General features: G+C 59.4%; 23 protein-coding genes. 13 read left to right on the forward strand and 10 right to left on the reverse strand.

The window, feature by feature from the left end; all coding sequences use genetic code 11:
• The first annotated feature begins 102 nt into the window (after positions 1 to 102).
• Both LOY68_RS30800 and LOY68_RS30805 read left to right on the forward strand, forming a co-directional pair.
• Entirely contained in the window at positions 103 to 348 is a 246-nt protein-coding gene (locus LOY68_RS30800; protein ID WP_054048532.1) for a TIGR02647 family protein, read from the forward strand.
• Positions 349 to 542: 194 nt separating this feature from the next.
• The gene (locus tag LOY68_RS30805) at positions 543 to 3389 is read left to right on the forward strand and encodes a class I adenylate cyclase (protein ID WP_265041641.1); all 2847 of its coding nucleotides are present in this window, start codon (positions 543 to 545) and stop codon (positions 3387 to 3389) included.
• 6 nt (positions 3390 to 3395) lie between these two features.
• Here LOY68_RS30805 and rnk read toward each other — a convergent pair whose 3' ends face one another.
• From rnk to cyaY, 3 genes are all read right to left on the reverse strand, one after another.
• Positions 3396 to 3806 (reverse strand): nucleoside diphosphate kinase regulator, encoded by a 411-nt coding sequence (gene rnk, locus LOY68_RS30810; RefSeq protein WP_054048529.1) that lies wholly within the window; start codon positions 3804 to 3806, stop codon positions 3396 to 3398.
• 296 nt (positions 3807 to 4102) lie between these two features.
• The gene (locus LOY68_RS30815) at positions 4103 to 4321 is read right to left on the reverse strand and encodes a DUF1289 domain-containing protein (RefSeq protein WP_163910690.1); all 219 of its coding nucleotides are present in this window, start codon (positions 4319 to 4321) and stop codon (positions 4103 to 4105) included.
• 4 nt (positions 4322 to 4325) lie between these two features.
• Positions 4326 to 4658: an iron donor protein CyaY gene (cyaY, locus tag LOY68_RS30820; RefSeq protein ID WP_017341439.1), complete on the reverse strand. Its 333-nt coding sequence runs from the start codon at positions 4656 to 4658 to the stop codon at positions 4326 to 4328.
• 295 nt (positions 4659 to 4953) lie between these two features.
• Here cyaY and lptM point away from each other — a divergent pair, with 295 nt between their 5' ends.
• The 6 genes from lptM to LOY68_RS30850 are packed head-to-tail and all read left to right on the forward strand — an operon-like array spanning position 4954 to position 9567.
• Positions 4954 to 5127 (forward strand): LPS translocon maturation chaperone LptM, encoded by a 174-nt coding sequence (gene lptM / locus LOY68_RS30825; protein ID WP_010465096.1) that lies wholly within the window; start codon positions 4954 to 4956, stop codon positions 5125 to 5127.
• Positions 5128 to 5139: 12 nt separating this feature from the next.
• Entirely contained in the window at positions 5140 to 6387 is a 1248-nt protein-coding gene (lysA, locus tag LOY68_RS30830; RefSeq protein WP_265041648.1) for a diaminopimelate decarboxylase, read from the forward strand.
• A 4-nt stretch (positions 6388 to 6391) separates the two neighbouring features.
• Entirely contained in the window at positions 6392 to 7222 is an 831-nt protein-coding gene (dapF, locus tag LOY68_RS30835) for a diaminopimelate epimerase (protein ID WP_265041650.1), read from the forward strand.
• A 13-nt stretch (positions 7223 to 7235) separates the two neighbouring features.
• Positions 7236 to 7961 carry a DUF484 family protein gene (locus tag LOY68_RS30840; protein WP_054048523.1) on the forward strand — a complete coding sequence of 242 codons (726 nt, stop codon included), beginning with the start codon at positions 7236 to 7238 and terminating at the stop codon, positions 7959 to 7961.
• A gap of 2 nt (positions 7962 to 7963) precedes the next feature.
• Positions 7964 to 8863: a tyrosine recombinase XerC gene (gene xerC / locus LOY68_RS30845; RefSeq protein WP_265041653.1), complete on the forward strand. Its 900-nt coding sequence runs from the start codon at positions 7964 to 7966 to the stop codon at positions 8861 to 8863.
• A complete protein-coding gene (locus LOY68_RS30850; protein WP_054617022.1) occupies positions 8860 to 9567 on the forward strand; it encodes an HAD family hydrolase in 708 nt (235 codons plus the stop codon). The genes xerC and LOY68_RS30850 overlap by 4 nt, the downstream gene beginning before the upstream one ends.
• A gap of 206 nt (positions 9568 to 9773) precedes the next feature.
• On the opposite strand, the gene sutA is transcribed toward LOY68_RS30850, so the two are convergent.
• From sutA to glnK, 4 genes are all read right to left on the reverse strand, one after another.
• Positions 9774 to 10097 (reverse strand): transcriptional regulator SutA, encoded by a 324-nt coding sequence (gene sutA, locus LOY68_RS30855; protein WP_054617023.1) that lies wholly within the window; start codon positions 10095 to 10097, stop codon positions 9774 to 9776.
• Between the two features lie 102 nt (positions 10098 to 10199).
• The gene (locus LOY68_RS30860) at positions 10200 to 10625 is read right to left on the reverse strand and encodes a secondary thiamine-phosphate synthase enzyme YjbQ (protein WP_054048516.1); all 426 of its coding nucleotides are present in this window, start codon (positions 10623 to 10625) and stop codon (positions 10200 to 10202) included.
• Positions 10626 to 10839: 214 nt separating this feature from the next.
• Positions 10840 to 12177 carry an ammonium transporter gene (locus LOY68_RS30865; protein ID WP_054048514.1) on the reverse strand — a complete coding sequence of 446 codons (1338 nt, stop codon included), beginning with the start codon at positions 12175 to 12177 and terminating at the stop codon, positions 10840 to 10842.
• Between the two features lie 35 nt (positions 12178 to 12212).
• Entirely contained in the window at positions 12213 to 12551 is a 339-nt protein-coding gene (gene glnK / locus LOY68_RS30870; RefSeq protein WP_002555808.1) for a P-II family nitrogen regulator, read from the reverse strand.
• A gap of 415 nt (positions 12552 to 12966) precedes the next feature.
• Between glnK and LOY68_RS30875 the strand changes: the two genes are divergently transcribed.
• Together LOY68_RS30875 and LOY68_RS30880 are read left to right on the forward strand one after the other, a co-directional pair.
• Positions 12967 to 13227 carry an accessory factor UbiK family protein gene (locus LOY68_RS30875; protein ID WP_054048512.1) on the forward strand — a complete coding sequence of 87 codons (261 nt, stop codon included), beginning with the start codon at positions 12967 to 12969 and terminating at the stop codon, positions 13225 to 13227.
• Positions 13228 to 13678: 451 nt separating this feature from the next.
• Positions 13679 to 14200, forward strand: a complete 522-nt coding sequence (locus LOY68_RS30880) for a Bro-N domain-containing protein (protein WP_265041657.1) — start codon at positions 13679 to 13681, stop codon at positions 14198 to 14200.
• Positions 14201 to 14253: 53 nt separating this feature from the next.
• On the opposite strand, the gene LOY68_RS30885 is transcribed toward LOY68_RS30880, so the two are convergent.
• A complete protein-coding gene (locus tag LOY68_RS30885) occupies positions 14254 to 14559 on the reverse strand; it encodes a HigA family addiction module antitoxin (protein ID WP_054617025.1) in 306 nt (101 codons plus the stop codon).
• Between the two features lie 8 nt (positions 14560 to 14567).
• On the reverse strand, positions 14568 to 14846 hold the full coding sequence (locus tag LOY68_RS30890) for a type II toxin-antitoxin system RelE/ParE family toxin (protein ID WP_163910680.1): 279 nt from the start codon (positions 14844 to 14846) through the stop codon (positions 14568 to 14570).
• Positions 14847 to 15095: 249 nt separating this feature from the next.
• On the opposite strand from LOY68_RS30890, the gene LOY68_RS30895 reads away from it, so the two are divergent.
• From LOY68_RS30895 to LOY68_RS30905, 3 genes are all read left to right on the forward strand, one after another.
• A complete protein-coding gene (locus tag LOY68_RS30895) occupies positions 15096 to 15266 on the forward strand; it encodes a hypothetical protein (RefSeq protein WP_265041662.1) in 171 nt (56 codons plus the stop codon).
• A 375-nt stretch (positions 15267 to 15641) separates the two neighbouring features.
• Entirely contained in the window at positions 15642 to 17135 is a 1494-nt protein-coding gene (locus LOY68_RS30900) for a YifB family Mg chelatase-like AAA ATPase (RefSeq protein ID WP_265041664.1), read from the forward strand.
• A gap of 48 nt (positions 17136 to 17183) precedes the next feature.
• Positions 17184 to 17486 carry a hypothetical protein gene (locus LOY68_RS30905; protein WP_054048502.1) on the forward strand — a complete coding sequence of 101 codons (303 nt, stop codon included), beginning with the start codon at positions 17184 to 17186 and terminating at the stop codon, positions 17484 to 17486.
• A 52-nt stretch (positions 17487 to 17538) separates the two neighbouring features.
• Here the strand turns inward: LOY68_RS30905 and LOY68_RS30910 are convergent, their stop codons facing one another.
• A complete protein-coding gene (locus LOY68_RS30910; RefSeq protein ID WP_265041666.1) occupies positions 17539 to 18753 on the reverse strand; it encodes an aldose 1-epimerase family protein in 1215 nt (404 codons plus the stop codon).
• Between the last annotated feature and the right edge of the window lie 245 nt (positions 18754 to 18998).

Below are 18998 nucleotides of genomic sequence, written 5' to 3' on the forward strand. Positions count from 1 at the left end.
TTCCCGAGGCGAAAAAACCCTGCTGCCAGCACTGGACATGCCGCACGAGTGGGCTCACCTTAGGGACGCTGTCGTCTAATTCCTAGAAAGTCTGGAGTCCTTATGTCGCTTACCCCTGAGTTGGTTGCCGAACTGGAAATCCTTGCCCTCTTCAACCTGGACAGTTCCCAGGAAGGTTTGAAAATTCATCAGACCGCTGCCCCTAAGGCCATTGCCGCCGCCCAACGCCTGTTCGACAAAGAACTGATCACCCAGCCCGATGGCGGTTATCTGACCAGCCTGGGCCGTGACGCCGCGCAAAATGTGCAAACCGTGCTGACCATTCTGACCGTACAAGAAACAGCCTGAATCCCCCCTGCATCGCCCACGGAAACCCCTGTTACGGGATTTCCGCGGGCACACTTGGCTGCCTGCCGTCGCCTGGTGATAGAAATCTGACGCCAGAAATACAAATACAGCTTAAAAGTCCCGGGGCCGAGGCGCTAAACTGCCCCTCATCCGCAGACCCCACGTCCGAGCTTCGCGAGCCGGTTTGAGCTGACATGACCCGCACCCATGAAATCCGCCCCGATCTGGACGAGGGAATCGACCGCAAGGTTCTCAGTCAGCTGCGCGCCCGTTTTCTGAAACTCAACGAAGGCCGCATGGCCCGAGCCATGGAAGGGTTGTCGACGCGCCAGCAAGGCGTGTTGACCCTGTTGCCGCTGTTTTTCCACGTAAATCATCCGCTGTTGCCGGGTTACGTCTCCGGCAGCACGCCGGCCGGGCTGTCGAATTACGAACCCGACACCAACACCCTCGCTGAAGCCCAGCGCCTGACCCGTTCGTTTTCCTACAAGCCACGCCACGGCAGCAATCCGCCGCGACCGATTCATGGCCTGTTCCTGATGGGCAGCCTCGGCACCCTGGCCCAGGCCGACCAGAGCGATATGGACGTGTGGGTGTGCCACGGCCCGGACTTGAGCGAAAGCGAACTCAGCGAGTTGCGCAAAAAATGCCAGTTGCTCGAAACCTGGGCCGCGAGCCAGGGCGCCGAGGCGCATTTCTTCCTGATCGATCCGACCCGCTTCATGCACGGCGAGCGCGATACTCAACTGAGTTCGGAGGACTGCGGTACCACGCAGCATTACTTGTTGCTGGATGAGTTCTACCGCACGGCGATCTGGCTGGCCGGGCGCACACCGATCTGGTGGCTGGTGCCGACCTACGAAGAAGCCGGTTACCTTCAGTACACCCACACACTGATTTCCAAGCGCTTCATCCGTGCCGACGAAACCCTGGACCTGGGGCACCTGGCGCACATTCCGCCGGGAGAGTTTATCGGTGCCGGGCTCTGGCAGCTGTTCAAGGGCATCGAATCGCCCTACAAGTCGGTGCTCAAGCTGTTGCTGATCGAGGTCTACGCCAGCGAACACCCCAAGGTCCATTGCCTGAGCCTGCGCTTCAAACAGGCAGTGTTCGCCAATCAGCTGGACCTCGATGAGCTGGACCCGTACATCGTGGTCTACCGGCGCATCGAGGAATACCTGACCGCCCGTGGCGAACCGGAACGCCTGGAACTGGTACGCCGCGCGCTGTACCTGAAGGTCAATCGCAAGCTCACCGGCAGCAACAGTCGCACCGTGAGCTGGCAGCGTTCGTTGCTGGAACGCCTGGCCAGCGAATGGCACTGGGATCAGCGGCAACTGGCGCTGCTCGACAGCCGCAGCCAGTGGAAAGTGCGCCAGGTCAGCGCCGAACGCCGGGCCTTGGTCAACGAACTGAATTACAGCTATCGCTTCCTGACCCAGTTCGCCCGCACCGAGCAAACCGTCAGCCTGATCAACAAGCGCGACCTTAACGTGCTCGGCCGGCGGCTGTACGCGGCGTTCGAGCGCAAGGCCGACAAGGTCGAATTCATCAACCCCGGTATCGCCCCGGACCTGGCCGAAGACACGCTGACCCTGGTGCAGGCGCCAAACAAGAAAGAACCGGGGCAAACCCAATGGGGTTTGTACAACGGCAGCCTGAACGCCCACGAGTGGGAGCATTTCGCGCCGATCAAACGCAGCCGCCAACTGCTCGAACTGCTGACCTGGAGCCACCGCAACGGCGTGATCGACAGCAGCACTCGACTGGCCTTACACCCCGGCAGCAGCGACTTGAGCGAGTTCGAACTGTTCAATCTGCTCGGCAGCCTGCAACAAACCGTCGCCCTGCCCCTGACCACCGTTGCGGAGGAACCATTACTGCGCGCCGCCATGCCCAGCGAAGTGCTGATCCTGGTGAACGTCGGGGTCGATCCGCTCAAGCATCATCGCGACCTGAACATTCTGATGACCACCGAGCGCACCGATTCCCTGAGTTACGCCGGCGTGCGGGAAAACCTCGTGCTGACCCTGGATCAGGTCACGCTCAACAGCTGGAACGAAGTGCTGGTCAGCCGTTACGACGGGCCGCATGCGCTGCTCGATTGCCTGCGCGACTACCTCAACAACCTGCCAAAGGGCTTGGATCAGCCGCGCTTGCGAGTCCGCTGCTTCTGCCACAACCGTGCGCAGTTCATCGCCCGGCGGGTCGAAGAAATCATCGATACCGCGCAGAACCTGCTGTTGAGCAAGCTCAATCATCGCTATCTGATTCAGGTGCAGCAGCATTACCACGTGCTGGAACTGGTGCCCGGTCACGTCAACCACATCGCCCTCGCTACCCTGCCGGCACTGTTCGATTACCTGGGCGAAGAGCAGGCCAGCTACAGCCCGCTGCACCTGGACCCAATGGCCCTCGAAGAGCAGGACCTCGCGTTGCTGTTGCCGATGGGCCAGCCCGAGTGCATTCAGGTGTTCTACCGGATCACCGAGCAACAGGCTGATGTGTATGTGCTGGATGAATTCAACGCACTGTGGCAGCAGCGCCTGCCCTATCACGACGAGCAAAGCCTGCTGGTGCCGCTGCAACGTTTCCTGCAATCGATCCTGTATCGCCGGGACGCCTTGCTGCCGATGGAAGCTGCCCAGCCGTTGAGCCTCGATACTTTGTATTACCAACTATTGCCGTCCGGCCCCGGGCGCGCACGTCGGGTCGAAGCGCGGCCAGCGCCGCAAACGCCGGTCAACAAACCGTTCTACGACGTTCAGGCGATCATCGGCAAAGCCGCACCAGGCCAGGTGCAGGTCACGTTGTATTGCAATCAGCGGGAGTTTTCGGAGCTGGAGTTTGGCGATCAGCTGTTTAGCGTGGTCGCCCGGGAGATCATCGATCAGCGCCGCGAGACGGAACGCTACCGCTGCTACATCACCGACCTGGACCTCTCGGGCCTGCTCGGTGATGGGCAGAGTTCAAGCAATCTGTATTTGCGCTACAAGGCTGACCTGGAGCGCGCATTGAACGAAGCACTCGAGCAGGTCTGAGGGGAGTTATTCCGGGAAATCGCCGCCATGGGCCGGCTGTGATTCAACTTCCAGCAGGGTCAGTTTCAGGGTCTTGCCACCCGGCGCGGGCCAGTCGATGTGCTGACCGACTTTCAGGCCGAGCAAGGCACTGCCCACTGGCGCGAGAATAGAAATCTTGCCTTCGTCGGCATTGGCATCCTTGGGATAAACCAGCGTCAGGTGGTAGTCCTTGCCGCTGATTTCTTCGCGGCAATGTACGCGCGAATTCATGGTCACGACATCGGCGGGCACTTCATCGTGACCGACCAGTGTATCGGCGCGATCCAGTTCGGTTTGCAGCGCGATAACGCCCGGCAGCGTGTCATCCAGGCTGTCGATCAGGCGCTCCAGACGTTGTACGTCCAGACGGGTAAGGGTGATGGAAGGTACGGTCATGATCCGGGCAGACTCCTTTCTTCTGCACAAAAAAAGCAAAACCCCGCCAGAAAAAGGCGGGGTTTTCACGAGCCTCGATGGGTTGAGGCGTTCCCGGACACTATCACAGCTCAATAAATATACAAGCCAGCACCGGACGGCCTGCTCAATCGCCATCCGCAATCTGCGCATGCCCTTGTAGGAGCTGCCGAAGGCTGCGATCTTTTGATCTTGGGTGTTGCGCCGAAGGAAGATCAAAAGATCGCAGCCTTCGGCAGCTCCTACAGTGGGGATGGCGTGCAGTCGGAAGAGGCAGGTCAGGCGGACGTTTTGCGTTGGGCAGCCTGGACGCAGATCACTCGCCGCCGCTCATCGTCCGCCGAGCGCCATTCGCGGATGTCTTCGACATGGCGAAAGCAGCCCAGGCACACCTTCTGCTCATCCAGCCGGCACACGCCGCTGCACGGCGAAGGCACCGCCGGGCTGACGTTGCTGTAGAGCGGCTTGGGCGGACGAACAGGTGCAGGCTCGGTCACGATCTCACAGGCCTTCGAAATCGAATTCTGCGCCGGCTTGCTGCTTGACGATGCGCTCAAGCATTTCACCCAACTGCTCTTCGCTCTTGTCGCACATCCAGCGCTCGCTCTCTTCGTCATAGTCGAAGTGGAACCCGCCGGACACAGCGGCCAGCCACAGCTGACGCAACGGCTCCTGGCGGCTGAAGATCAACTGGCTGCCATTTTCGAACTTGACGGTGAGCACACCGGCCGAGCTCTCCAGATCGATATCCAGGTCACTCTCGTCGAAAATATCTTCCAGCGATTGCTGGGTGGCATCGACCAGGTCGTGGAAACGGGCTTCGGTCAAACTCATTGCAGGAACCTCAAAAAGTGTCTGATCACGCTCAAGCGCCGCAAGATACGGGCGAGCCCCGGTGATTGCAAAGGATAACGACTGTGGGAGCGAGCTTGCTCGCGAAGAGGCCATCATATTCAACATCAATGGTGCCTGACACTACGCCATCGCGAGCAAGCTCGCTCCCACAGGGATTGCACTTGGCTGACCTGCATTGTCACAAGGCCCGCCGGACGGGTGCCGCGTTACATAGGCAAGCTGCCGGGTGGCCGGTATACTCCGGCGCAATTAACGCATTTTCAAGGATTTCGCCATGAAGCGCCTGATCTCTTCCCTTGCCGCGCTCGTCGCGGTTGCCTGTCTTGTGTCGGCCTGTGGTCAAAAAGGCCCGTTGTATCTGCCTGACGACTCTCAGGATCCTGCCGAGCAGGCTCAGTCCTCGCAAAAGCAGCCGTCCAAAGCACACAAGCACGACGTCTACCAATAATAAGGGAACGCCATGGACGCTTTTAATTACCGTGACGGTGAGCTGTTCGCGGAAGGTGTTGCCCTGTCCGCCATCGCTGAACGCTTTGGTACACCGACCTACGTCTACTCCCGCGCCCACATCGAAGCCCAGTACCTGGCGTATGCCGATGCGCTGGCCGGCGTGCCGCACCTGGTGTGCTTTGCAGTCAAGGCCAACTCCAACCTGGGTGTACTGAATGTCCTGGCCCGTCTCGGCGCCGGTTTCGACATCGTCTCCCGTGGCGAACTGGAACGCGTCCTGGCCGCTGGCGGCAGCGCCGACAAGATCGTGTTCTCCGGTGTCGGCAAGACCCGTGAAGACATGCGTCGCGCCCTGGAAGTCGGCGTGCATTGCTTCAACGTCGAGTCCACCGATGAGCTGGAACGCCTGCAAGTGGTCGCCGCCGAGCTGGGCGTTCGTGCCCCGATCTCGTTGCGCGTGAACCCGGACGTCGATGCCGGCACCCACCCGTACATCTCCACCGGTCTTAAAGAGAACAAGTTCGGCATCGCCATCGCCGACGCCGAAGACGTGTACATCCGCGCCGCGCAACTGCCAAACCTGGAAGTATTGGGCGTCGATTGTCACATCGGTTCGCAACTGACCAGCCTGCCACCGTTCCTCGATGCGCTCGATCGCCTGCTGGGCTTGATCGATCGTCTCGGCGAGTGCGGCATTTACCTGCGTCACATCGACCTCGGTGGCGGCGTCGGCGTACGTTATCGCGATGAAGAGCCGCCGCTGGTGGCCGACTACATCAAAGCCGTGCGCGAGCGCTGCGACGGTCGCGACCTGACGCTGGTATTCGAGCCGGGCCGCTACATCGTTGCCAATGCCGGCGTACTGCTGACCCAGGTCGAGTACCTCAAGCACACCGAATACAAAGACTTCGCCATCGTCGATGCGGCCATGAACGACCTGATCCGCCCGGCGCTGTACCAGGCCTGGATGGACGTCACCGCCGTGCGCCCGCGTGATACCGAAGCTCGCGCCTACGACATCGTCGGGCCGATCTGCGAAACCGGTGACTTCCTGGCCAAGGAGCGTCAACTGGCCCTGGAAGAAGGCGACCTGCTGGCCGTGCATTCGGCTGGTGCCTATGGGTTTGTCATGAGTTCCAACTACAACACCCGCGGTCGTACCGCCGAAGTGTTGGTGGACGGTGATCAGGCATTTGAAGTGCGTCGCCGTGAGACGGTAGCCGAGTTGTTTGCTGGCGAAAGCCTGCTGCCGGAGTAAAACCATGCTGCTGCGTTTTACCAAGATGCACGGCCTGGGCAATGACTTCATGGTCCTCGACCTGGTCAGCCAGCACGCGCACATCCTGCCCAAGCACGCCAAGCAATGGGGCGATCGGCACACTGGCATCGGTTTCGACCAGTTGCTGATCGTCGAAGCGCCGAGCAACCCGGACGTGGATTTCCGCTACCGGATCTTCAACTCCGACGGTTCCGAAGTGGAGCAGTGCGGCAACGGTGCGCGCTGCTTCGCCCGCTTCGTGCTCGACAAGCGCCTGACCGCCAAGCGGCAGATTCGCGTCGAGACCAAAAGCGGCATCATCGAACTGGATATCCGCAGCGACGGCCAGATCAGTGTCGACATGGGCGCGCCGCGCCTGGTGCCGGTCGACATCCCGTTCGAAGCCGAAGGCCAGGCCCTGAGCTATCAGCTCGAAGTCGACGGCACCACGGTGGAACTGGCGGCAGTGTCCATGGGCAACCCCCATGCCGTGCTGCGGGTCAACGACATCAATAACGCACCGGTGCATGAACTGGGCCCGAAAATCGAACACCACCCGCGCTTCCCGGCACGGGTCAATGTCGGTTTTCTCCAGGTCATCGACCGGAACCGTGCGCAGCTGCGCGTCTGGGAACGTGGAGCCGGGGAAACCCAGGCCTGCGGCACCGGCGCCTGCGCTGCTGCAGTGGCCGCGATCAGCCAGGGGTGGATGGATTCGCCGCTATTGATCGACCTGCCCGGCGGGCGCCTGTCCATTGAATGGGCAGGCCCAGGCCAACCGGTCATGATGACCGGCCCGGCAGTGCGCGTATATGAAGGACAAGTGCGTCTTTGAGAGAGCCAAATCCATGAAAGATAAGCCCCAGGTCCCCGCCCTACAGCCCGACGAATCCCCTTCCGAAAGCCTTGAGGCGGCGGCGATTGCCGCGTACCTGGAGGCTCATCCGGATTTCTTCGTCGAGCACGAAGAACTGCTCCCGGCCTTGCGCATCCCCCACCAGCGCGGCGATACCGTGTCGCTGGTGGAGCGCCAGATGACCATCCTGCGCGACCGTAACATCGAGTTGCGTCATCGCTTGTCGCACTTGATGGACGTCGCCCGCGATAACGATCGCCTGTTCGACAAGACCCGTCGCCTGATTCTCGCGCTGATGGATGCCGCCAGCCTCGAAGACGTGGTGATCAGCGTCGAAGACAGCTTGCGCCAGGACTTCCAGGTGCCTTTCGTCAGCCTCATTCTGCTGGGCGACAACCCGATGCCGGTGGGCCGCTGGGCTACCCACGCCGAAGCGCAAACGGCGATCGGCGGCCTGCTTTCGGAAGACAAAAGCGTCAGTGGCAGCCTGCGAGAGCACGAACTGGACTTCCTGTTCGGCGAAGAACAACGCAAGCAGATCGGCTCCACGGCTGTCGTCGCCATCAGTCATCAAGGCATCCACGGTGTTTTGGCCATCGCCAGTCGCGACCCGCAGCACTACAAGAGTTCGGTGGGTACGCTGTTCTTGAGCTACATCGCCGAAGTCATGGGCCGCGTGCTGCCACGGGTCAATAACTCCCTGCGCTCGGTACGCTGATCGTGGAACGGCAACTGGACGCTTACTGCGAACACCTGCGCAGTGAGCGGCAGGTGTCGCCGCACACGCTGTACGCCTACCGCCGCGACCTCGATAAAGTGCTGGGCTGGTGCGTCAAACAGAACATCAGCAGTTGGGCCGCGCTGGATATCCAGCGCCTGCGCAGCCTGATCGCGCGCCTGCATTCACAAGGTCAATCGTCCCGCAGTCTGGCGCGTCTGCTGTCGGCGGTGCGCGGGCTCTATCACTACCTGAATCGCGAAGGCCTGTGCGATCACGACCCGGCCAACGGCCTCGCGCCGCCCAAGGGTGAACGTCGCCTGCCGAAAACCCTCGACACCGACCGCGCCCTGCAACTGCTGGAAGGCGCGGTCGAGGATGACTTTCTGGCGCGTCGGGATCAGGCGATTCTGGAGTTGTTCTATTCCTCGGGCTTGCGGCTTTCAGAGCTGACCGGGCTGAATATGGATCAACTCGACCTGGCTGACGGCATGGTCCAAGTGCTCGGCAAGGGCAGCAAGACCCGTCTGTTGCCGGTCGGCAAAAAGGCCCGCGAAGCCCTGGAGCTGTGGCTGCCGTTGCGCGCCATGACCAATCCGGCAGACGACGCGGTATTTGTCAGTCAGCAAGGCCGGCGCCTTGGCCCACGGGCGATTCAGGTGCGGGTCAAAGCCGCCGGTGAACGCGAGCTGGGGCAAAACCTGCACCCGCACATGCTGCGGCACTCCTTCGCCAGCCACTTGCTCGAATCTTCCCAGGACCTGCGCGCGGTGCAGGAACTGCTCGGCCACTCGGACATCAAGACCACCCAGATCTACACCCACCTGGACTTCCAGCACCTGGCAACGGTCTACGACAGCGCCCATCCGCGGGCCAAACGAATCAAAGGCGATGAGTCATGAGAATCCAGTTGATCACCTTCGACCTCGACGACACCCTGTGGGACACCGCCCCCGTGATCGTCAGTGCCGAAGCGACCTTGCGTGAATGGCTGACCGAGCACGCACCGAACCTGGGCGCGGTGCCGGTGGAGCATTTGTGGGCCATTCGTGAGCGGGTGCTGAACAACGAACCGGGCCTCAAGCATCGCATCAGCGCCCTGCGCCGGCGGGTGCTGTTCCATGCGCTGGAAGAGGCGGGTTACGACCACGGCCAGGCTTCAGACCTGGCGGATCAGAGCTTCGAAGTGTTTTTGCATGCCCGGCATCAATTGCAAATCTTCCCGGAAGTGCAGCCGACCCTGGAAACCCTGGCCAACCATTACGCCCTCGGCGTGGTCACCAATGGCAACGCCGATGTGCGGCGTTTGGGCCTGGCGGATTACTTCAAGTTTGCGCTGTGCGCCGAAGACATCGGCATCGCCAAGCCCGATGCGCGGCTGTTTCATGAGGCCTTGCAGCGTGGCGGTGCGACGGCCGAGACGGCGGTGCACATTGGCGATCATCCCGGCGATGACATTGCTGGCGCCCAACAGGCAGGCTTGCGCGCAATCTGGTTCAACCCGACGGGCAAGGCCTGGGAAGCGGATCGTTTGCCGGATGCGGAGATTCGTAGCCTGACCGATCTGCCGGCGCTTTTAGCCCGTTGGAACGCAGCCTCGGCCTGACCCAAAACCCTGTGGGTGTGTAACACCCTGTGGGAGCGGGCTTGCTCGCGAAGAGGCCGTGCCAGTCAGCATTTAAGTCGACTGACACACCGCATTCGCGAGCAAGCCCGCTCCCACAGGGGTTGTGTTGTGCAGGCGACTTTTATTACGCCCATGAAAAAGCCCGCAGCGACGGCGGGCTTTTTCAGCAAGCCAGTAACAGGCGCTTAGATAGGCCGGCTGCCGTACTTGTTGTCAGGCTTCTTGGGCGGATCGGCGACCACATTGGCCTCCACTTCCTGCACCTTGCCACCTTTGGCCAGGAACTCTTCCATGGCCTTGGCCAGGGCGTCGCGTTCCTTGTTTTTGGCTTCGACGCTTGGCAGCTCATCGACTGACACAGCAGCCTTGGCCTTGCCTTTGGCGGTCGGAACCGGCGTTTCACCGCCGTCGTCGTCAGCAACGTCTTCCGCTGCTGCTTCCAGGCCTTCTTCGGCCTCGTCTTCGTCGCCTACTTCGAGGTCGTCGTTTTCCAGATCATCGTCGCTCATGTTCTACCTCATGACTTGCGAAAAGCAGATTAGTTATAGCCCAGCTTCGCCATCTGTCGAAGGCCGCCGGAAAAAAATCAACAGCCGCTGGCAACCAGCGACTTATGCCCCTTCACCGTGCACGGTGGCGAGGACTTTACGGGCACCGCCAAAATCACGGTGCTCGCCCAGATAAACGCCTTGCCAGGTCCCCAACGCCAGTCGGCCTGCCGAAATCGGCAAACTGAGCTGACAGCCAAGCACGCTGGCCTTGAAGTGCGCCGGGAGGTCGTCCAGGCCTTCGTCGTTATGCTCATAGTCATCTGTTCCTTGTGGGATCAGACGATTGAAAAATCGTTCGAAGTCGCGACGTACCGCCGGATCGGCGTTCTCGTTGATGGTCAACGACGCCGAGGTATGCTGCAGCCACAAATGCAACAGACCGACCCGGCACGCCTTGAGTTCAGGCAGACCGGCGAGTAACTCGTCCGTTACCAGATGAAAGCCCCGGGGCCTTGCCCGCAGGGTAATCAGAGTCTGTTGCCACATACAGTTCTCCGCACGTTCGGGGCGCATTCTAGCGCGCTCTGGGAAAAAACAAAGGCCCTAATATTCCTGCATTGCTGTAAGTTTTTCGCCTCAGAAAAACGCTCGCCGTAAACACGACATAAGCCGTAGGAAAAAACCTTTCAGCTACCGCTTAAATGACAAAACACGGACAAAAAAATGCCCGGCGAGCCGGGCAAGTTTTTTTCTGCGCGTCTTACAAGTTGTAGCCGCGTTCGTTGTGTTGTGCCAGATCGAGGCCAACCGCTTCTTCTTCCTCGGTCACACGCAGACCCATGACGGCGTCCAGGACCTTGAGAATGATGAAGGTGACGATCGCGGTGTAGATCACCGTGAAGCCCACGCCTTTGGTTTGAATCCAGACTTGTGCGGCGATGTCGGTGACGGTGCCGAAGCCACCCAGGGACGGTGCTGCGAACACACCGGTCAGGATCGCGCCGAGGATACCGCCGATACCGTGCACGCCGAAGGCATCCAGGGAATCGTCATAGCCGAGTTTGCGTTTGAGGGTGGTGGCGCAGAAGAAGCACACCACGCCAGCCGCCAGGCCGATGACCAGCGCGCCCATCGGGCCCACGGTGCCAGCAGCCGGGGTGATTGCCACCAGACCGGCGACCACACCAGACGCGATACCCAGTGCACTTGGTTTGCCGTGAGTGATCCACTCGGCGAACATCCAGCCCAGTGCAGCGGCGGCGGTTGCAATCTGGGTGACCAGCATCGCCATACCGGCAGTGCCGTTGGCCGCAGCGGCGGAACCGGCGTTGAAGCCGAACCAGCCGACCCACAGCATGGCCGCGCCCATCAGGGTGTAACCGAGGTTATGCGGTGCCATCGGGGTGGTCGGGAAGCCTTTGCGCTTGCCCAGTACCAGGCAGCAGATCAGACCGGCCACACCGGCGTTGATGTGCACCACGGTGCCGCCCGCGAAGTCCAGCACGCCCCAGTCCCACAACAGGCCGCCGTTACCGGACCAGACCATGTGCGCAATCGGTGCGTAAACCAGGGTGAACCAGATGCCCATGAACACCAGCATCGCGGAGAACTTCATGCGTTCGGCGAAGGCACCGACGATCAGCGCCGGGGTGATGATGGCGAAGGTCATCTGGAAGGTCACGAACACCGCTTCAGGAAACAGCGCGGCCGGACCGGTCAGGCTGGCTGGCGTGATGCCGGCGAGGAACGCCTTGCCCATGCCGCCGAAGAACGAGTTGAAGTTGATGACGCCCTGTTCCATGCCCGTGGTGTCGAACGCAATGCTGTAGCCATAAATGACCCACAGGATGCTGATCAGACCGGTAATGGCGAAGCACTGCATCATCACGGAAAGAATGTTTTTGGAGCGAACCATGCCGCCGTAGAACAGCGCGAGGCCGGGAATGGTCATGAACAGCACGAGGGCTGTCGAGGTCAGCATCCAGGCGGTATCGCCGGAATTGAGGACTGGGGCCGCCACTTCGTCTGCCGCCATAGCCAGGCTGGGCATTACGAGGGACAACAGGGCTCCTAGCCCTGCGAATTTACGCAGAGTCATATTGTTTTCTCCTGGGGCGTTGGGTTTGTGGCGGCTTAGATTGCGTCGGTATCGGTTTCGCCGGTACGGATGCGAATCGCCTGTTCCAGATTGACCACGAAGATCTTGCCGTCACCGATCTTGCCGGTGTTGGCTGCCTTGGTTATCGCCTCGATAACCCGGTCAAGATCCTTGTCGTCAATGGCGACATCAATCTTCACCTTGGGCAGAAAATCGACCACGTACTCCGCGCCGCGATACAGCTCGGTGTGACCCTTCTGCCGACCGAAGCCTTTGACCTCAGTAACGGTAATGCCCTGCACGCCGATCTCGGACAACGACTCGCGTACATCGTCCAGTTTGAACGGCTTGATGATGGCAGTGACTAGCTTCATGAAAACTCTCTCCCGAATTGGTGGACTTGCCCCAGGAAAACAAACCCGTCTCAAGTCTAAGCGCAGTGCCTGGCTTTGTAACGCATCGTCGGCCTAACCTGCCCGTCCGACGCCAGCTAACCACTCCGTGCGAAACTTCCCCGTTCCGCGTGGCGCACTGCATTCGTCACAGCGACTGCATCAGTGCATGGGTCACTAGCGACTAAGCAGAAAGCTTGCCATCTCGCCAAAATCCACTGAATTCAATCCTTTGGCCGCTGCTGCAAGCCACTTCCCACATCTGCCGATGACATTACGCACAACAACAGTGCGCTGCCGTCCGTCCGCCTGCGCGAAAAGCGTGCATCCGTGCCTGCGGATTTGACTATAGACACTGCGTGATACACTGCCCGCCATTGTTTCCAGGACTTTTCCCATGCTCGCGCCCAAAGACTTCCTCGACGCCCTGAGCGGCACCGCCTCCCGCCTCTTCAGCGGCGAAACCCCGCTGCCGAAAAGCGAAATCGAAAGCCAGTTCAAGGCGTTGCTGCAAAGCGGCTTCAGCAAGCTGGATCTGGTGAGCCGGGAAGAGTTTGATAGCCAGATGGTCGTGCTCGCACGCACTCGGGCACGGCTGGAAAGCCTTGAGGCGAAGGTCGCGGAGCTGGAAGCAAAGCTCAATCCGCCGACCGAGTAACGCCGCTGACAATGCGTTCCCCTGTAGGAGCAAGGCTTGCCCGCGAATGAGTCGCCTCGGTCAACCAGCCCTCCCACACTGTAAAGACCACCCTCTGTGGGAGCTGCCGAAGGCTGCGATCTTTTGATCCCCAGCCCTGCAAACATCTCGGCAACGTCCTACAAAGATCACCACCGCCGTCCGATAGCGCTGCAAAGCCCCGGCTCCTAAGCTCACCCGATGCTGAATGTTCAGCACTAGGTTTGGCGACCTGGAACCAAGCTATGCACGCTACCTTTCTCGATATCGGGTATGTCCCTCGATTCGTTATATGGCGGCTGTGTGTGGGAGACCTTCGGGTCTGCCGGTATTCGCTTGGCCGGTTCGCCAACCCGCACGCAGCTGCCACCCTTATTGTTTGGCGACGATAAGTGGCAGCCATCTATCAAGCGAATTTGGGTACTACAACACCATGGACGAAAACTATCTAACTCCACATATCTTCACCCGCCACAAACTCTACCTCCACGCCCTCCTCCTCGAGAACCAACCCTGGTTCAGCGCCCGTGACCTGGGCCGACTCCTGCGCCTGTTCCTCGACGAACGCGCCGTCCGCAAACTCGACCCGGACCAACATCAAACTGCGCAGATGCTCATCCACGGCAGCGTCGAAAACACCCTGTTGATCAGCGAATCCGGCGTCTACGCCCTGTTGGTCTACCACTACTGCCCCGAATACCGAGGCCTGCGCGAATGGCTGACCCACGACGTGGTGCCAGCCCTCAGAGACGCCCTGCAACCGACCTCAACCGAACGCCCGATATTGAGCCTGCTGAACTGGCCAGAGATGTCGTTGAGCTTGCTGCACTGGAATAACCAGCCGTGGATTCGGTTACAGGATGTGCCGCATATGCTGGTGGAGGGTGAGCAGCCACGGCGTGCGGTGAATGCGCCGTGGTGGAAGCGCGCTTCCCGAATGCTCCAGGCATTCTGAACGACACAAAAAACCCCACGCTTGCGGCGTGGGGTTCGTTCTAGAGCAAAGAATCAGGCGCAGTGCGCAAGACGCTCAACCTGATCCCGAATCGCAGCCCCTCGTTCAATTTCGGCTTTACGCAAATCGTAAGTCGATTGCAGGTTCAGCCAAAACTCGGGAGTCGTGTCCAGGCAGATAGATAATCTGAGAGCCATATCAGCACTGACGCCTCGACGCTGAAGCACGATGTCATTCACCGTCGGTGTCGAAACGCTCAATGCTCTGGCCAAAGCCGCCGCTGTAAGGCTCAGTGGCTCAAGGTATTCCTCTTTGAGGATCTCGCCGGGGTGGACCGGGCGCATACCGTTTTTAGTCATTACTCACCTCAGTGATAATCGACGATTTCGACATTCTCTGGTCCGCTAGGACCCCATACAAAGCAAATTCGCCATTGAGCGTTGATTCGGATGCTGTACTGACCTTTTCGACTCCCCTCCAACGCCTCCAAGCGATTGCCCGGCGGTGATCGAAGGTCCATCAGAACGGCAGCAGCATCAAGCATCGTCAGCTTTCGTTCCACGACATTCAGAAGGGCTGACCACATACGGGTCTTACCGTTGCGAAACAGGTACTCGGTCTCAGAACACTTAAAGCTAACGATCATAATTTAAAGCTTAACGTTATGCATTAAGCTTGAGTGTATAGCCTGAACTCACTTGCGCAAATGCACCAGGGTGACTCTTTGGTATCCCTTCAAAATTTTAGGAAAAGGACTACCCAGGGCTTTCAAGACACCTTCAAAAAACAGACGTTTCCTACAAAAAGATGCACCATTTCTCATTGCATCACTACCGCACTCACCTCTTAAGCTGACCGACCTGAAAAACAATCTTCAGATCCAAAAGAGGTCGCTATGAAACCCGGCAAACGAAAAGCCAAACTGGTACTCATCGCTGGATTTCATGCTGAGGCGCGCCGTTTAGCCGGTAACGTGTCTGCGAATCAACGGCGCTTTCTTGAAGTTGGCGCAGCTCGCGGCAAAGAACTTGAGCCTCCGGGCCTGCTTGCCGGTGTGAGAGCCTGAGCCTCGCTGCGCCGGGCAGAGTCCACGCTTGCCTGGACGATCAAATTTGAATAGGCTTCCCGTCGTGGGTGTATCTGTTGAGGATACGCAGGCCTCGGCCTCACCGAAGCCTGCAAATAAAAAACCGTCTACTCAAGGCGGTTTTTTTTCGCCTCCGATTCAGCTTTCGCCGACATCCTTCATCACTCTAGGCAACGTCCTACAACAACCTCATCCCGCGACTGATTACGTCGGCAATCCCCACTCCCTTAAGCTTTCTCCCACTCGAAAGACACTCGCAACATCCTGCGAAAGTTTGGCACCTGCGCCGCCGCACGACCCGGCTACCCTTCACTAACCGCAGGAAGCGGTTCCCGTGAAGCTCAAGGAACGACCATGTCCCTCTCCATCGTCCATAGCCGCGCCCAGATTGGTGTAGATGCGCCCGCCGTTACCGTAGAAGTCCATCTGGCCAACGGTCTTCCCTCCCTGACCATGGTCGGTTTGCCGGAGGCTGCGGTGAAAGAAAGCAAGGACCGGGTACGCAGCGCGATCATCAATTCGGGGCTGCAATTTCCGGCGCGGCGCATCACGTTGAATCTCGCGCCTGCGGATTTGCCGAAGGACGGCGGGCGGTTCGATCTGGCGATTGCCCTGGGGATATTGTCCGCCAGCGTGCAGGTGCCGACGTTGACCCTGGATGACGTGGAATGCCTTGGTGAATTGGCGTTATCCGGCGCGGTTCGGGCCGTCCGCGGTGTGCTCCCCGCAGCGCTGGCAGCACGCAAGGCCGGTCGGATACTGGTGGTGCCGCGAGAGAATGCCGAGGAGGCGTGCCTGGCGTCAGGGTTGAAGGTGATTGCAGTGGATCATTTGCTTCAGGCGGTCGCGCACTTCAACGGACACACTCCGATCGAGCCCTACGTATCCAATGGTTTGCTGTACGCCAGCATGCCTTATCCCGATTTGAATGAGGTACAGGGCCAAATGTCAGCCAAGCGTGCGCTGCTGATTGCGGCGGCAGGCGCGCATAACTTGTTGTTCAGCGGACCGCCCGGGACGGGGAAAACCCTGCTGGCGAGTCGCTTGCCCGGGCTCTTGCCACCGCTGGCCGAGAATGAGGCGCTGGAAGTAGCGGCGATTCAATCGGTCTCCAGTTGCGTGCCGCTGAGCCATTGGCCACAACGACCGTTTCGCCAGCCCCACCACTCTGCATCCGGTCCGGCATTGGTGGGCGGTGGGTCAAAACCGCAACCTGGAGAAATCACCCTCGCCCACCACGGCGTGCTATTCCTTGATGAACTACCGGAGTTTGATCGAAAGGTCCTGGAAGTTTTGCGAGAGCCGATGGAGTCCGGCCACATCGTGATATCCCGCGCCAAGGACCGCGTGCGTTTCCCGGCACGCTTCCAACTGGTCGCCGCGATGAACCCGTGCCCCTGTGGATATCTTGGCGAACCCAGCGGCAAATGCAGTTGTACACCGGACATGGTCCAGCGCTACCGCAACAAACTCTCCGGGCCGCTGCTGGATCGCATCGACCTGCACCTGACCGTCGCCCGGGAAGCCACAGCGTTGAATCCTTTGCCCAAACCCGGCGACGACACAACCACCGCAGCTGCACTGGTTGCCGACGCAAGGGAGCGGCAACACAAACGCCAAGGCTGCGCCAACGCCTTCCTTGATCTGCCAGGACTGCGTCGACACTGCACGTTATCCACAGCCGATGAAAGCTGGCTCGAATCCGCCTGCGAACGACTGACGTTATCGCTGCGAGCCGCTCACCGACTGCTCAAGGTCGCTCGTACCTTGGCGGATCTCGAGCAGGTCGACGGAATCACCCGCGAACATCTGGCAGAGGCGTTGCAATATCGCCCTGCCTCAGCGTGAACATCAAAGAAAACCTAGAAAAGGTTAACCCAGCCAGAGGGCGCCAATATGCTACCGCCTAGATTTTTCGATTTCATCAAAGCACTCACCGCGAGAACCGAGCGGGGTGAATTTTCCTGGAGTTACGACGACAACAACTCGTTTGTAAAACTCAAGGAGAAGGAGTTTTCTCTTTCATTGCGTTACAGCTTCAACGCCGATGAGAAATATGCGGAGTACGTCATCTATTACATAGATGAGATCGGAAATAAGGAACACCGGTTTTATACCAACCAAACCTGGAACGACTTCGATTTCATCCGGCGTTTATTTGATGCTGCTCAAGCCTCAGAAATGAGACTTCCCTTTTAGCCTTCTGATGAGCAGTGAACACAGACTTCCACTGCTCATTTCGTAAGGCTGCTTACTCTTTGGTCAAATCCACCAACGGCGCCTGCCTGACCTCAGTCGCCCGCCCACCCTGAATCTCACTGACCCGCGCCAACGCCTTATCCACAGCCCCTTTATCCGCCAGCAAGCTGTAGTGAATCTGGAACTGCTTCTGTTCTTTCACCCCGATCGTTGGCACCAAACCGAGTGGCCGCTGATAACGACGGTTGTAGGAAAAACTCGTGCCCGGCTCCAGTCCGGTGACATAACCCTGCCCCTGGGTATCGGTGTTTTTCCACAACGAGAACACCGGCAATTGCTGGGTGTTGAAACCGACCGAAACCCCGAGGCTGCCCGCCTTGTTGTGCAGCACGGTCAGCGTATCGCCCTTGGCATCGCCATACGGCACGACGTTGTAAACGGTCTCGTCGTAATCCTTGGTTGGTGCGCGGTAGGTTTGCCAGTCCGGCAAGTCGCCCTTGGCTTTATCGTTGAACGGGGAAACCTGTTTCACCGGTGCAGCAAAACGGGCGCCCTGTTCCAGGAACGGGGTGCTGAAGTTGCTGTGGTACAGCGCCTGGTATTCCTTCGGATAGTCGCCGTTGTTGGTCAGCGTATCGTTGAGGGCGAACGCGACGCTGCCGGGTTCGGTAACCAGTTCGGTCTGCACCGAGAAGTCGACTTTCTTGAACGCCTGTTCCTTCAGCTCGCCACGCAGGCTGATGGCGTACGGTGGTTTTTCGTCGATGTGCAGGGTGACTTTGCTGGCCGGGATGTTGGCGGCGCGGCCGTGGAGGGTCAGCAGCTCGCCGTTGTCCATGCCCGGATGGCCGACCCATTCGTAGCCGCAGCGGGCGACCAGTTCGTTGAAGCCTTCGAGCCAGCCCAGTCCACCGCGACCGTTGAGTTCGATGAAGGACGGATTGACCACGTCCTTGACCGGCGAATCCCAACCCATGCGCACATTGCCTACAGAGGCCTGTAGGACGTTCATCCCACGGGTCGGCACCACCGAGAGTTTCATTTTGCCGTTATCGATGTCGACGATGCTGACGCCCTCCTGCCGACCGCCGTGCAGGGTGCGCAGGGTCACGGAGAAAGGTTGGTCGGTCTTCACGCCCAGTTGTTGGCTGGTGATTTGCCAGTTCTGCGCAGCTTTGTCAGTGTCGAGCAGGACGTAATCCCAGGCCATGGCGTGGGAGGCAGCGGACAGTGCGCTGAGGGCAACGATAAGTTTGAGCGGAGTCATGGCTGAAGCCTTTCTTGGAGTTGTGCCATTTTTATAGTCTTGCTGAAACGATTCATCAAGCTTAAAAATGGAGATATCGCAAGAATTGCTGCTGTGAGCTGGGAAAAGGGGTTGATGCGAAGGAGGGGATTAAAACGAAAATGTGGGTGATCCCTTCGCGAGCAGGCTCGCTCCCACAAAGGATCTCGGGGGCTCACAAATTTGTGTTCACCGCCGGACCAATGTGGGAGCGAGCCTGCTCGCGA

This window comes from Pseudomonas sp. B21-053 (assembly GCF_026016365.1).
Classification (GTDB): domain Bacteria; phylum Pseudomonadota; class Gammaproteobacteria; order Pseudomonadales; family Pseudomonadaceae; genus Aquipseudomonas; species Aquipseudomonas nunensis.

What these genes read in the sequence shown, in the direction of transcription:
- LOY68_RS30800 (WP_054048532.1), top strand. Translation starts at nt 103, where the DNA reads ATGTCGCTTACCCCTGAGTTGGTTGCCGAACTGGAAATCCTTGCCCTC.
- LOY68_RS30805 (WP_265041641.1), top strand. Translation starts at nt 543, where the DNA reads ATGACCCGCACCCATGAAATCCGCCCCGATCTGGACGAGGGAATCGAC.
- rnk (WP_054048529.1), bottom strand. Translation starts at nt 3,806, where the DNA reads ATGACCGTACCTTCCATCACCCTTACCCGTCTGGACGTACAACGTCTG.
- cyaY (WP_017341439.1), bottom strand. Translation starts at nt 4,658, where the DNA reads ATGAGTTTGACCGAAGCCCGTTTCCACGACCTGGTCGATGCCACCCAG.
- lptM (WP_010465096.1), top strand. Translation starts at nt 4,954, where the DNA reads ATGAAGCGCCTGATCTCTTCCCTTGCCGCGCTCGTCGCGGTTGCCTGT.
- lysA (WP_265041648.1), top strand. Translation starts at nt 5,140, where the DNA reads ATGGACGCTTTTAATTACCGTGACGGTGAGCTGTTCGCGGAAGGTGTT.
- dapF (WP_265041650.1), top strand. Translation starts at nt 6,392, where the DNA reads ATGCTGCTGCGTTTTACCAAGATGCACGGCCTGGGCAATGACTTCATG.
- LOY68_RS30840 (WP_054048523.1), top strand. Translation starts at nt 7,236, where the DNA reads ATGAAAGATAAGCCCCAGGTCCCCGCCCTACAGCCCGACGAATCCCCT.
- LOY68_RS30850 (WP_054617022.1), top strand. Translation starts at nt 8,860, where the DNA reads ATGAGAATCCAGTTGATCACCTTCGACCTCGACGACACCCTGTGGGAC.
- sutA (WP_054617023.1), bottom strand. Translation starts at nt 10,097, where the DNA reads ATGAGCGACGATGATCTGGAAAACGACGACCTCGAAGTAGGCGACGAA.
- LOY68_RS30860 (WP_054048516.1), bottom strand. Translation starts at nt 10,625, where the DNA reads ATGTGGCAACAGACTCTGATTACCCTGCGGGCAAGGCCCCGGGGCTTT.
- LOY68_RS30865 (WP_054048514.1), bottom strand. Translation starts at nt 12,177, where the DNA reads ATGACTCTGCGTAAATTCGCAGGGCTAGGAGCCCTGTTGTCCCTCGTA.
- glnK (WP_002555808.1), bottom strand. Translation starts at nt 12,551, where the DNA reads ATGAAGCTAGTCACTGCCATCATCAAGCCGTTCAAACTGGACGATGTA.
- LOY68_RS30875 (WP_054048512.1), top strand. Translation starts at nt 12,967, where the DNA reads ATGCTCGCGCCCAAAGACTTCCTCGACGCCCTGAGCGGCACCGCCTCC.
- LOY68_RS30880 (WP_265041657.1), top strand. Translation starts at nt 13,679, where the DNA reads ATGGACGAAAACTATCTAACTCCACATATCTTCACCCGCCACAAACTC.
- LOY68_RS30885 (WP_054617025.1), bottom strand. Translation starts at nt 14,559, where the DNA reads ATGACTAAAAACGGTATGCGCCCGGTCCACCCCGGCGAGATCCTCAAA.
- LOY68_RS30890 (WP_163910680.1), bottom strand. Translation starts at nt 14,846, where the DNA reads ATGATCGTTAGCTTTAAGTGTTCTGAGACCGAGTACCTGTTTCGCAAC.
- LOY68_RS30895 (WP_265041662.1), top strand. Translation starts at nt 15,096, where the DNA reads ATGAAACCCGGCAAACGAAAAGCCAAACTGGTACTCATCGCTGGATTT.
- LOY68_RS30900 (WP_265041664.1), top strand. Translation starts at nt 15,642, where the DNA reads ATGTCCCTCTCCATCGTCCATAGCCGCGCCCAGATTGGTGTAGATGCG.
- LOY68_RS30905 (WP_054048502.1), top strand. Translation starts at nt 17,184, where the DNA reads ATGCTACCGCCTAGATTTTTCGATTTCATCAAAGCACTCACCGCGAGA.
- LOY68_RS30910 (WP_265041666.1), bottom strand. Translation starts at nt 18,753, where the DNA reads ATGACTCCGCTCAAACTTATCGTTGCCCTCAGCGCACTGTCCGCTGCC.